Origin of the sequence: Micromonospora sp. NPDC051300, from assembly GCF_044455315.1 — a bacterium.
Taxonomy (GTDB): Bacteria; Actinomycetota; Actinomycetes; order Mycobacteriales; family Micromonosporaceae; genus Micromonospora; species Micromonospora robiginosa.
Genome location: NZ_JBITEP010000018.1, coordinates 95118 through 107180, shown reverse-complemented (window position 1 = coordinate 107180; position 12063 = coordinate 95118). Strand labels below are relative to the sequence as shown.

The 12063-nt window shown below is 75.2% G+C and carries 11 protein-coding genes; 5 read left to right on the top strand and 6 right to left on the bottom strand.

The window, feature by feature from the left end:
* Positions 1–31 precede the first annotated feature (31 nt).
* The 5 genes from hpf to mtrA form a co-directional block, all read right to left on the bottom strand.
* Positions 32–676, bottom strand: coding sequence for a ribosome hibernation-promoting factor, HPF/YfiA family (hpf, locus tag ACIA5A_RS20465; RefSeq protein WP_396764473.1), 645 nt, complete (start codon positions 674–676; stop codon positions 32–34).
* Between the two features lie 250 nt (positions 677–926).
* Positions 927–1586 (bottom strand): ComF family protein, encoded by a 660-nt coding sequence (locus ACIA5A_RS20460; RefSeq protein ID WP_396764570.1) that lies wholly within the window; start codon positions 1584–1586, stop codon positions 927–929.
* A 49-nt stretch (positions 1587–1635) separates the two neighbouring features.
* Positions 1636–3441, bottom strand: coding sequence for an LpqB family beta-propeller domain-containing protein (locus ACIA5A_RS20455; RefSeq protein ID WP_396764470.1), 1806 nt, complete (start codon positions 3439–3441; stop codon positions 1636–1638).
* Positions 3438–5186, bottom strand: a complete 1749-nt coding sequence (gene mtrB, locus ACIA5A_RS20450) for an MtrAB system histidine kinase MtrB (protein ID WP_396764467.1) — start codon at positions 5184–5186, stop codon at positions 3438–3440. The genes ACIA5A_RS20455 and mtrB overlap by 4 nt, the downstream gene beginning before the upstream one ends.
* A 16-nt stretch (positions 5187–5202) precedes the next feature.
* Entirely contained in the window at positions 5203–5892 is a 690-nt protein-coding gene (mtrA, locus tag ACIA5A_RS20445) for an MtrAB system response regulator MtrA (protein WP_091060316.1), read from the bottom strand.
* 209 nt (positions 5893–6101) lie between these two features.
* Between mtrA and ACIA5A_RS20440 the strand changes: the two genes are divergently transcribed.
* The 5 genes from ACIA5A_RS20440 to ACIA5A_RS20420 are packed head-to-tail and all read left to right on the top strand — an operon-like array spanning position 6102 to position 11128.
* A complete protein-coding gene (locus tag ACIA5A_RS20440) occupies positions 6102–6944 on the top strand; it encodes a hypothetical protein (protein WP_396764450.1) in 843 nt (280 codons plus the stop codon).
* Complete coding sequence (locus tag ACIA5A_RS20435; protein WP_396764447.1) at positions 6941–7567, top strand: DUF4129 domain-containing protein; 627 nt, start codon at positions 6941–6943, stop codon at positions 7565–7567. Before ACIA5A_RS20440 ends, ACIA5A_RS20435 begins: the two co-directional genes overlap by 4 nt.
* Positions 7561–8835 carry a DUF4350 domain-containing protein gene (locus ACIA5A_RS20430; protein ID WP_396764444.1) on the top strand — a complete coding sequence of 425 codons (1275 nt, stop codon included), beginning with the start codon at positions 7561–7563 and terminating at the stop codon, positions 8833–8835. Before ACIA5A_RS20435 ends, ACIA5A_RS20430 begins: the two co-directional genes overlap by 7 nt.
* On the top strand, positions 8832–9821 hold the full coding sequence (locus ACIA5A_RS20425) for an AAA family ATPase (protein ID WP_396764441.1): 990 nt from the start codon (positions 8832–8834) through the stop codon (positions 9819–9821). Before ACIA5A_RS20430 ends, ACIA5A_RS20425 begins: the two co-directional genes overlap by 4 nt.
* Complete coding sequence (locus ACIA5A_RS20420; RefSeq protein ID WP_396764438.1) at positions 9818–11128, top strand: DUF58 domain-containing protein; 1311 nt, start codon at positions 9818–9820, stop codon at positions 11126–11128. The genes ACIA5A_RS20425 and ACIA5A_RS20420 overlap by 4 nt, the downstream gene beginning before the upstream one ends.
* Here the strand turns inward: ACIA5A_RS20420 and ACIA5A_RS20415 are convergent.
* Positions 11106–12059 carry a stage II sporulation protein M gene (locus ACIA5A_RS20415; RefSeq protein ID WP_396764435.1) on the bottom strand — a complete coding sequence of 318 codons (954 nt, stop codon included), beginning with the start codon at positions 12057–12059 and terminating at the stop codon, positions 11106–11108. The two genes, ACIA5A_RS20420 and ACIA5A_RS20415, sit on opposite strands and share 23 nt — an antisense overlap.
* Positions 12060–12063: the final 4 nt, after the last annotated feature.

Sequence of the window (12063 nt, the reverse complement as noted above, 5' to 3'; positions counted from 1 at the left end):
GCGCGAGGGCCCCGGTCCGGTGGTCGACGGGTCAGGTGTCGAGCGAGATGATCCCGTAGTCGTACGCGCGGCGGCGGTAGACCACGCTGGGGCGGCCGGACTCCTTGTCCAGGAACAGGTAGAAGTCGTGGCCGACCAGTTCCATCTGGAACAGCGCGTCGTCGACGGTCATCGGCTCGGCGGGGTGGACCTTCTCCCGGGCGATGTGCCACGGCTGGTCGTCGGGCTCGGCGTAGCCGCTCTGGTCCGGGCGTTCGGCCACCGCGGTGGCGGTGCCGTGCCCGTCGAGCGACGCCAGGCCGGGCCCGTCCAGGTCGGCCACCGGCAGGCCGGCGGTCGCGGCGGCCACCGAGAGCGGCGCGTGCCGCCCGCGGTGCACCCGGCGGCGGTCGGCCGCCCGGCGGAACCGGGTGTCCAGCTTGGCGATGGCGGCGTCGAGCGCGCTGTAGAAGTCGTTCGTGCAGGCCTCGGCGCGGATCACCGGACCGCGCGTGACGCAGGTGATCTCCACCCGCTGGCAATGGTCGGCCTGGCGCGGATTGCGCTCGTGGAACAACTCGACGTCCACGCGGATGAGCTTGTGGTCGTAGCGTTCGATCTTTGCGAGCTTTTCGGCTACGTGCACCCGGTAATGGTCCGGCACTTCGACGTTACGGCCCTTGACCACGATGTCCACGTGACCTCCCTTGTTCGGACGGTCGTTTCGGTCCAGATCTTCCGGACGACGCGCCTGGGAGAGCTCCGCTCGGCGTCGACCGGTGGTGTTCGGCTACGCCTCCTTCCAATGCCGGGGGAAGGGTGGATCCTCACTACCCCCGACACCGAAACGCTAACTCCTGTTCGGCCCGCAGTCACCCCCGGTCGCCAAGAGCGGTCGCGAAATTTAACACCTCATACACCATGGGGTGAAAGGGATGCACGAAGCGTCACCACCGCTGCCGCTTTTGCGTTGCGGCGAGCACGGCCGCGACCTTTGGCGTCATTCCCACGCCGTGCAATTTCCGGCTCACCGCCGCCAACGTCGCGCCGGTGGTGACGATGTCGTCGAGCAGCACCACCGTGCCGGTCGGCCCGGTCGACGCCTGCCGGCGGACCCGGAACGCCGCCTCGGCCGCCGCGGCCCGACCGGCGCTGTCCAACGCCACCGAGTCCGGCCGGGGCGACGCCCGCAGCGGACGCAGCACGCGTACCGGCCAGCCGGCCGCGCGCAGCCGGGCCGCGGCGTGACGCACCATCCGGTCCAGGTGGTCGCCGTAGCGCGCCCGGGCCGCCCGGGCGGTGTCCGGCACCGCCACCAGCGTCACCGGCCCCGGCTGACCCACCGCCACGGCCACCACCTCGGCCAGCAACGCGCCCAGCGGCCGGGCCAGCCCGTGCCGGCCACGCTCCTTGTACCCGAGCAGGCCCTCGCGCAACGCCCCGGCGTACGGGCCGAGGGCCACGCACGGCGGCAGGCCGGGCGGGGCCGGAACGGGTCGGGTCGGCCCGGGACGCAACGACTCCAGCTCGCCCACGCAGCGCGGGCAGAAGCCCTGCCGCAGACCCGGCGCGCGGGCCGCGCAGCCGGCGCACCCGGCCGGCAGCACCAGATCGGTCAGATCCGACCAGAGCCCGCCCAGGTCCGGCACCGCGACCTCAGTAGACGAAGAACGGCGCGGTCGGGTTGACCACCCGGCTGCCCGGCGGCAGGTCCAGCACCTGCTGGCGCTTGATGAACTCGAACGGGTTGTTCTGGTAGGCCGCGCCGTTCGCCTCGTACATGAAGGAGAGCGCGGGCAGCCCCCGGTCGCCGCTGCCCGGGTATCCCACGAGCTGCGTCACCACCGAACCGATGTCGTTCTTCAGCGGAGAGTCGAAGCCGCCGTCGACGCTCACCTGGTGGATGACCGGACGCCGGTCCGGGTCGTTGCCGGCGAGGACGATCTGGTCCTCCGAGATCCAGTCGGCGGCGGTGACGTCGGTGAGCATCGTCGGCAGCCGGCGCGGTTGGCCCAGGCTGACCACGCCACCGTCGACGTTCACCGGGGCGACGTAGAGCGCGCCGCCGCCGACCAACGCGATCCGGTGGCCGTCGAGCGACCCGGCCACCGCCACCACGTTCCCGGCCACGTTGAGCGGGACCGGGCTGAGCCCGGCCGTCCCGTCGAACCGGTAGAGCTTGCCGTCGGCCGCCACCAGACCCGCCGGGTGGGCCTGGTCCAGCGAGCGCAGCCAGGTGGGCTGGCTCATCGTGTGGAACGACGCCGCGCTGCTGGTGAACACCGGCACCGGGTCCTGGCCGGTGCCCACCTTGAGGCGGAGGCGACGGTCCGGACCGTTCACCACCATCGCGGCGAGCACCTGGTCGTCGGCGCGGGCGATCGACGCGGAGACGACGTTGCGGTTCTCGGCCGCCGGGATCGGCACGGTGCCCCGCCGTTCGCTGGCGAGCGCGAGGGGATGGATCACGCCGTCGTAGACGCTGAATCGCGTCGGGTCCGCGCCGCGCGGGTAGGCGTCGTGGTCGGCGCGCTCCCGTTCCAGGTCGACGCTCAACCGCTTCTGGTTCTGGATCTTCAGGTCGAGCTGGCCGGTCAGCTCCGGCAACGACCACGCCAACTGGGTGCCGAGCCGGGCCAACCGCTCCTCGTTGGCCCCGGGCATGTCCAGGTTGACCTCCCACTGGGAGTCCCCGCCGGTGGCGTTGTTGATCGGCCGGGTCCGGTCGGGCAGCCCGGTCACCCCGGACTGCAGCCAGTCGGACGGGCCGCCGGCCAGCCACTTCACCACCTCGGTGACGAGACGCTCGGCCGGCACCGCCGGCAGGTAACGCAGGTCGGGGATCAGCCGGGTCTGGTCCGAGTTCCAGAAGTAGACGTTGTGCTGGCGGTAGAACTCGCGCAGCGCCGCGTCGCTGGTCAGCAGCACGTTCGGCAGTCGCGTGATCAACAACCCGCTGCCGGGGGGTTCGGCGCGGCGCAGCTCGAAGACGTACTCGGTCTCGGTGGCCTCCGGCGGACCGAGCGTGCCGTCGGCGCGCAGCACGCCGACCTGCTGCACCTTGAGGCGGACCGTGCTGGTGCCCTGGTTGTTCGGCGGGGTGCTCTCCTTCGCCCGCAGCCGGACCACGGTCAGCTCGATCTCGCTGGTCTGCGGCTTGCCCGGGAGTTGGTCGCGGGCCTCGCCGGCGAGGAACGTGCGGGCCCGGGTGTAGGCCTGGTCCCGCTCCCCGGCCGCCGCCGCCCGGAGGTAGTTCTCGATGAACGGCACCGGCTCGTCGCTGTCGGTCGGCGCCGGCGGCGAGGCCGGGGGGCCGTTGAGCGAGCCGGGCTCGGCGACCGGCACCGAGCCGTCGACCTGGACGTCGGTCTCGGCCGGGATGCCGCACCCGGCGGGGAGCAGCAGCACGCCGGCGAGCAGCCCCACCACCAGGCGGCGGACGCGCGGCCCCGGCGCGGTCACGGCGCCACCTCGGCGTGCGCGGGATCGGCCGGGCCGACGGCGAGCGCCGCGGCGCCACTGCCCGGGCCGATGGCGAGCAGGCCGCCGTCGCGCGGCCCGCCGAACGGCAGGGTGGCGTCGGCCGGCACCAGCCGCAGCGGCGAGGTGGTGAGCCGGTCACCGGCCCGCGCCGGCAGGGTCAGCCGGAACTGGGCGCCCTGCCCCGGCGCGCCCCACGCCTCCAGCCAGCCGCCGTGCAGCCGGGCGTCCTCCAGGCTGATCGACAGGCCCAGGCCGGTGCCGCCGGTCTGGCGGGCCCGGGACGGGTCGGCGCGCCAGAACCGGTTGAAGACCAGCTTCTCCTCGCCCGGCTTGAGGCCGACGCCGTGGTCCCGCACGGTGACCGCCACCGCGCTCTGGTCCATCCCCAGGGTGATCCGCACCGGCTTGGCCTCGCCGTGCTCGACGGCGTTCCCGACCAGGTTGCGCAGCACCCGCTCGACGCGGCGCGGATCGACCTCGGCGATCACCGGCGTGCCCGGCAGGTCCAGCTCGATGGTGACCCCCACCCGCTCGGCCAGCCCGGACAGCCGCTCGGTCACCCGGTGCACCACCGGGACCAGGTCGGTCGGCTCGCTGTCCAGCACCGCGAAGCCGGCGTCGAACCGGCTGATCTCCAGCAGGTCGGTCAGCAGCTCCTCGAACCGGTCCAGCTCGGCCTGGAGCAGCTCGGCGCTGCGGGCCACCGCCGGGTCGAACTCGTCCCGCTCGGTGAAGATCAGGTCGGCCGCCATCCGGACCGTGGTCAACGGGGTGCGCAGCTCGTGCGAGACGTCCGAGGTGAACCGGCGTTGCAGCCGGGACATCTCCTCCAGCCGGAGGATCTGCCGTTGCAGGTTGGTCGCCATCTGGTTGAACGAGGCGGCGAGCAGGGCCAGGTCGTCCTCGCCGGAGACCACCATGCGCTGGTCGAGCAGCCCGGCGGAGAGCCGCTGCGCGGTGCGCGCGGCGACCCGGACCGGGGTGACCACCAGACGGGTGACCAGGGCGGCCAGCAGGCCGAGCAGGAGCACCAACGCGACACCGGTGGCGACCACCGTGGCGCGGGCGTCGGCGGCCGTGGCGTCCTGCCGGGCCAGGGGTACGAGGTAGTAGAGCTCGACCTGCCCGAACTTGGTCGGCACCGGGGAGCCGTAGACCAGGTATTTCGTGCGTTCACCGCCGAGCGTGCCGGTGCGGATCTGGTGGGCCACCTTGCCGGACGCCACGGTCCTGCGAAGTTGGTCGCCGATCACCGGGCGGACCGGCACGTCCGGTGACACCCGCGGCTCGATGAACTCGGCGAAGTTGTCGGCGGTGATCGCCACCACCACGCCGCTGGTCTGCGTCGGGTCGCCGCCGGCCAGGTAGTTGACCGTGCCGTCGATGGTGTCCTGGAGCTGGGCCTCCTGCGGCTGGCTGTAGAGGTTGAACTGCTTCGCGGCGTATTCGCTGCCGTTGCTCAGCCGCAACCGGACATCGGTCTCGGCGTTCTCCAGCAGGATGTTGGTGATCTTGTCGGCGATCAGGTAGGCGAAACCGCCCACCAGCAGACTCGACGCCACGAGTGTGATGGTGACCACGCGGACCTGGAGCGAGCGCCGCCAGGCCTGGCGCACGCCGGCGACGAACCGGGCCGACCGGCCGGCGAGGTCACGCCAGAGCGCCCGCGCGGCGTGCAGCCGGCGGGACGCGTCAGTCGGCGGGTCGGGCAGCGAGGCGGTCACCACAGTGCTGCCCAGGTTATCCGGTGCCCGCCTTGTAGCCCACGCCCCGAACGGTGAGGATGATTTCGGGTCGCTCCGGATCCGGCTCGATCTTGGCGCGGAGCCGCTGCACGTGCACGTTGACCAGCCGGGTGTCGGCGGCGTGCCGGTAGCCCCACACCTGCTCCAGCAGCACCTCGCGGGTGAAGACCTGGCGCGGCTTGCGGGCGAGCGCGACAAGCAGGTCGAACTCCAACGGCGTCAGCTTCACCTCCTCGGCGTCGCGGCTGACCGTGTGCGCCGGCACGTCGATGGTGATCTGGTTGCCGGGCGGGCCGATGGTCAGCAGCTCCGGCGCGACGTCCTCGCCGCGCCGCAGCCGGGCCCGCATCCGGGCCACCAGCTCCTTGGGCTTGAACGGCTTGACCACGTAGTCGTCGGCGCCGGACTCCAGCCCGAGCACCACGTCGACGGTGTCGCTCTTGGCGGTCAGCATCACGATGGGCACGCCGGACTCGGCCCGGATGGCCCGGGCCACGTCGATGCCGCTCATGCCGGGCAGCATCAGATCGAGCAGGACGATGTCGGGCCGGCTGTCGCGGAACGCGGCCAGGGCCCGTTCCCCGTCGGCGACGAAGGACGGCACGAAGCCCTCACTGCGCAGCACGATGCCGAGCATCTCGGCAAGGGCGGGGTCGTCGTCGACCACGAGTACGCGGGCTCTCATGGGGTTTATCGTTCCATCCCCGTTCGGTCGGAGGTCGGAGTCTTCCCGGCACGGTAGCGCCGAGCGCGCCCGCGCACCACAGCCGACGGCGTGCCCACCAGCGTGGCGCGCCACGGCGGACGGGTCCACCCGATGCGGACCCGCCGTGCAACCATGATCCCCCGGGTGTCGCCCCGCCCGCCACCGCTGCCCGCCGACCAGGAGTTCGCGTGTCCGACGCCGGCCCGATCGCGGTGCTCCCGCCCCGCCCGCTGACCGTCGGCGAGCTGCTGGACTCCGCCGTGCTGCTGCTGCGTGACCAGGCCCGGGTGCTCCTGCCGCTCGCCGTTCCGCTGGTGCTCGCCGAGCAGGTCCTGCTCCATCCGATGCGGGTGCTGGCCGGCGCCCACCCGCCGGGCTGGTGGCCGACCGGCGAGCCGGGGCTCGGCAGGTACTGGCTGCTGCTCGCGGTCGGCGCGGCCACCGAAGCCATGATCATCGCGCTGCTGGGCAACCCGGCCGCGCGCGGCGGGGGCGCGGCGCTGCTCGGCCGCCGGCTCGCGCCGTCGGAACTGCTGCGCGAGGCCCGCCCGGGCGCGACGCTGCTCGCCGCGGCGCTCGTCGGGTCGGCCGTCGGCGTCGCCGGGCTGGCCGGGCCCGCCTGGTTCGTGGCGTACGGGCTGCTCGGCCTCGTCGTGCCGGTGCTGGTGCTCGACGGGGTGCCGGCACACCGCGCCCCCGGGCGGGCGGTCCGGCTGGCCGGCCGGGTCGGCGGGCGCGCCGCCGCCGTCCGGCTGCTCGGCTACCTGGGGTGGTGGCTGGTCCGGCTCGGCATCGGGTTGGGCGTCCCGTGGGGCCTCGGGCTGCTGGGCCTGTTCGACGTGTCGGCCTGGGCGCTGCCGGTGGCCGTGGCCGCCCAGGCGGCCGTGAACACGGTCGCCTACCCGGCGCTGGCCTGCCTGGACGCGGTGCTGCACCTGGAGACCCGGATCCGCACCGAGGGGCTGGACATCCGGCTCTCCCGGGCGCCGGCCGGCGTACCGGAGCCCGTGCTGCTGGCGGCCCGCCGGTGAGCCGGTGGTGGACCGAGCGGGTCGCCGCGCTCGGCGACGTGGTGCCCCTGCCGCTGGTCGTGCTGCTCCTGCTGGCCGCCGTGCTGCTCACCGCCCTGGCCTGGCACTCCTTCCCGGCCTGGGTGCCCCGCCGGCTGCCCCGGTTCTCGCTCCCCCGGCTCCGCCGGCCGCGACTGCCCCGGTTCCGACCGCCCCGCTTCCGGCTCCGGCTCCGGATGCCCCGGATCCGCCGGCCCGCCCGCCGCCGGCCGGACGTGCCGGCGACGCGCGTGCCCGCCCCCCGGGCCGCGCCGACCGCGCCGACCGTGGCGCCCGCGACGGCCGACCGGCTGGCCGCCGAGGGCCGGTACGCCGAGGCGGTCCGGGAACGGCTGCGCGACATGATCCGGCTCCTGGTCACGCGGCAACTGGTCGAACCACGGGCCGGGCTGACCGTCACCGAGGTGACCGAGGCGGCGGCCCGGAACCGGCCGACGTTGCGGCCCACCCTGCACGACGCCGCCTCGATCTTCTCCGACCTCTGGTACGCGCAACGCCCCGCCACCGCCGGCCACGACCAGCGGATGCGCGCCCTCGCCGCCGACCTGCGGCGTGAGCTGACCGGCGAGGAGGCACCGTGGTGACCGCCACCCCGACACCGGTGCGCCGTCGCTGGCACCGGATCCTGGTCCCGGTCGGGCTGGGCGTGCTGCTGGTCGTGACCACCCTGGTCCTGCACGAGGTGGACCAGCCCGACCCGGACGAACGGGGCTTCCTCTCCCCCGTCGCCGCCGACGACGACGGGGGCGGCCGGCTGGCCGAGGCGCTGGCCGCGCAGGGTGTGCCGCTGCGCCGGACCACCGACACCGCCGCCGCGCTGCGGATCGCCGGCGCGGGCCCGAGCACGCTGTTCGTGCCCGCACCCGACCTGGTGCGCCCGGCCACCCTGGCCGCCCTGGCCGCGTCGCCGCCCGGCAGCCGGCTGGTGCTCGTCGAGCCGTCCCGTCGAGCCCTCGTGGAGCTGGGCACGCCCGTCGAGCCGGCCGCCCGCCGCTGGGCCGCCCGGGCGGTGCCGCCGGACGCCGACGGCGCGCCGTGCCGGCTGCCCGAGGCGGTCCGCGCCGGCACCGCCGCCGTCGACCACCAGCGGTACGCCGGCCCGGAGCCCGTCGACAGCTGCTACGGCGGCGCCCTGCTGCGGATCCCCGGCGACGTCGAAATCGTGGTGGTGGGCGCCAGCGACCCGTTCCGCAACGACCGGATCGACGAGTGGGGCAACCGGGACCTCGCCACCGGCCTGCTCGGGAGCGGTGGACGCCCGGTGGTGTGGCTGGACCTGCCCGCGCCGGAGCCCGCGCCGACAAGCGCCGGCCCGTCGCCGACCCGCGAGATCGACGGCGCGCCCGCGCCGAGCGGGACCGCGCGGGCACGACCCGAGCGGACGGATCCGCCGCCGCGCGCCGACAACCCGCTGTGGGGGGCGTTCCCGACCTGGTTCTGGGCGATCCTGGCGCAGCTCGCCCTGGCCGGGCTGCTGGTGGTCCTGTGGCGGGCCCGCCGGCTCGGTCCGCCGGTGACGGAGCCGCTGCCGGTGACCGTCCGGTCCGCCGAGACGGTGCGCGGCCGGGCCCGGCTCTACCGCCGGGCGGGCGCCCGCGACACCGTCGCCCGGTCGCTGCGGGACGCGACGCTGGACCGTGTCCTGCCCCGGCTCAACCTGCCCGCCGACGCGCCGGACGACGAGGTGGCGGCCCGGGTGGCCGCCGCGTCCGGCGGCGACCCGGAACGGGTCGCCGAGCTGCTGCACGGCCCCGTCCCGGACAACGACCGGGAGCTGCTGGAGCTGGCCCGTGAGCTGGACACGCTGACCCGTACCCTGGCCCCGCATCCGACCGAAGGAGAACCCCGGTGACCGGACCCGTCATCGCCGCCGCGTCGCCCACCGCACCGTCGGACGCCCGCGCCGCCCTGCACCGGCTGCGCGCCGAGGTGGGCAAGGCCGTCGTCGGGCAGGACGCCGTGGTCACCGGACTGGTGATCGCGCTGCTCTGCCGGGGGCACGTGCTGCTGGAGGGCGTGCCCGGCGTGGCCAAGACGCTGCTGGTGCGCACCCTGGCCACCGCGCTCGACCTCGACTCGAAGCGGGTGCAGTTCACCCCCGACCTGATGCCCGGCGACGTCACCGGCTCGCTGATCTTCGACCCGCGCACCGCCGCGTTCACGTTCCGCGAGGGCCCGGTCTTCACCAACCTGCTCCTCGCCGACGAGATCAACCGGACCCCGCCGAAGACCCAGTCGGCGCTGCTAGAGGTGATGGAGGAACGACAGGTGTCCGTCGAGGGCGAGCGCCGCCCGCTGCCCGAGCCGTTCATCGTCGCCGCCACCCAGAACCCGGTCGAGTACGAGGGGACCTATCCGCTGCCCGAGGCACAGCTCGACCGCTTCCTGCTCAAGCTGACCGTGCCGCTGCCGGGCCGCGACGAGGAGTTGGGCGTGCTCCGGGCGCACCACGCCGGCTTCGACCCCCGCGACCTGCGTGCCGCCGGCGTACGCCCGGTGGCCGGCGCGGCCGACCTCGCCGCCGCCCGTGCCGAGGCGCACGCGGTGCACGTGGCCGAACCGGTGCTCGGCTACATCGTGGACCTCTGCCGGGCCACCCGGTCCACGCCCGCCCTGGAACTGGGCGCGTCGCCCCGGGGCGCCACCGCGCTGCTCGCCACCGCGAAGGCGTGGTCCTGGCTGGCCGGCCGCGACCACGTCACGCCTGACGACGTGAAGGCCGTCGCCCGCCCCACGCTGCGGCACCGGCTCCGGGCCCGGCCGGAGGTGGAGCTGGAGGGCGTCACGGTGGACAGCGTGCTGGACTCGGTGCTGGCCACCGTGCCGACGCCGCGATGACCTGGCGGGCGGGCCTGCTGCTCGCGGCCGGCGCCGCGACGCTGCCGGCCTGGCCGGCGCCGTTCCTCGGCGTGGCCGTGCTGACCGTCGCGGTGCTGCTGCTGGTGGCGCTCGACCGGGCGCTGGCCGCCCCGCCGCACGCCCTCGCCGTGCGCCGCGACGGCGACCGGACGGTCCGGCTCGGTGGCACCGCCACCGTCACCCTGCACCTGGCGAACCCCACCGACCGACCGCTGCGCGCCCAGGTGCGGGACGGGTGGGTGCCGTCGGCCGGGGCGCGGCCCGAACGGTCCGCGGACGAGGTGCTGACCGTCCCACCGGGCGGCTCGGCGACCCTGCCGGTCCGCCTGACCCCGACCCGGCGCGGCGACCGGCCGGCGGTGGCGCTGACCGTACGCTCGCTCGGGCCGATGCGGCTGGGTTTCCGGCAGCGCGCCGAACGTCCCGCCACGCCACCGTGGACGTTGCGGGTGCTGCCCCGGTTCGACTCCCGCCGGCACCTGCCGGAGAAGCTGGCCCGGCTACGGCTCGTCGACGGTGTGCAGGTGACGCGCGGACGCGGCCACGGCACCGAGTTCGACACCCTGCGCGAGTACGCCGTCGGCGACGACGTCCGGTCGATCGACTGGCGGGCCAGCGCCCGCCGCGCGGACGTGCTGGTCCGCACCTGGCGTCCGGAGCGGGACCGGCGGCTCGTGTGCGTGCTGGACACCGGGCGCACCTCGGCGGTCCGGCTCGGCGACGAGCCCCGGCTGGACACCGCGATCGACGCGGCGTTGCTGCTCACCGCGCTGGCGGCCCGGGCCGGCGACCGGGTCGACCTGCTGGCCGTGGACAGCGCGGTGCGGGCCCGGGTGACCGGCAGCGGCCGCCCGGCGCTGCTCACCCGGGTGGTCGAGGCGACGGCGCCGCTCCAGCCGGCGCTGGCCGAGACCGACTTCGAGCTGGTCGCCGCCGAGGTGCTGCGCCGGGAGCGGCGGCGCAGCCTGCTGGTGTTCTTCACCGCCCTGGACCCGGGCGCGATCCGGGAAGGGCTGCTGCCGGTCCTGCCCCGGCTGGCGGCCCGGCACCGGGTGGTGCTGGCGGCCGCCCACGACCCGGTGCTGACCGGGCTCGCCACGGCGACGCCGACCGGCCCGGACGACCCGTACGCGGCCGCCTCGGCGTGGCGTGCGCTGGCCGAGCGGGACCGGGTGCGCGCCGCGCTGTCCCGGCACGGGGTGACAGTGGTGGACGTGCCGGCCGACCGGCTCGCGCCCGCCGTCGCCGACACCTATCTGCGGCTCAAGTCGCTCGGTCAGCTCTGACCGCGCGCCGGCCGAGCACCAGCGCGTAGGCCAGGAACGCCGCCCACACCGTGGCGCCGGCCGCCACCCGCGCGGCGGTCGGCACCGGCGCGGGCGTGACGAACGCCTCCAGCAGCGCGGACACCGCGAACAGCCCGACCAGTCCGACGGCGACCACGACGGCCGCCCGCCCGGCCTCGGCGACCGCCCGGCCGCGACCGAGGTGGGCGGGCGGGGCGATCCACGCCCAGGCGGTGCGCAGGCCGACCCCGGCGGCGATGTGGATGCCGGTCAGCTCCAGCAATCCGTGCGGGGTGATCAGGCCGAAGAAGACGTCGGCCCGGTCGTAGGAGATCATCACGCCGCCCACCACGCCGATGTTCAGCGCGTTCTGCCACAGCAGCCAGAACACCGGCAGCACCAGCACACCGGCGGCCAGGCACTGGGCGGCCAGCCAGGCGTTGTGCGTCCACAGGTGGAAGGCGAAGGTCGGCGCGGCGAACTCGGTGTAGTAGCCGGCGAAGCCGGAGTCGACGAGCTGCCGGGCCGACTCGGCGCCGATGAACGCGGCGGCGCTGTCCGGGTGGCCGGCGACGAACCAGATGAGGAACGCGGTGAGCGCGCTGAACCCGGTGGCGACGCCGCACCACCATGGCCAGGCCCGGTAGAGCGCGGCCGGCAGGTCGGCCAGCAGGAACCGGCGCGCCGAGGCCCAGGACGGCCGGGGCCGCCCGGTGATCCGGGCCCGGGCGGCGAGGACCAGGTGGGAGAGCCGCCCGACAAGCGCCGGCTCGGGTGCCCGGCTGCGCAGCGTGGAGAGGTGGGTGGCGGTCCGCTGGTAGAGCGTGACCAGCTCGTCGACCTCGGCCGGGTCCAGGCGACGGCGGCCGGTCAACTGCTCCAGCCGACGCCACTGCGCGCCGTGCTCCGCCGCGTACGCGTCGAGATCCACTCGT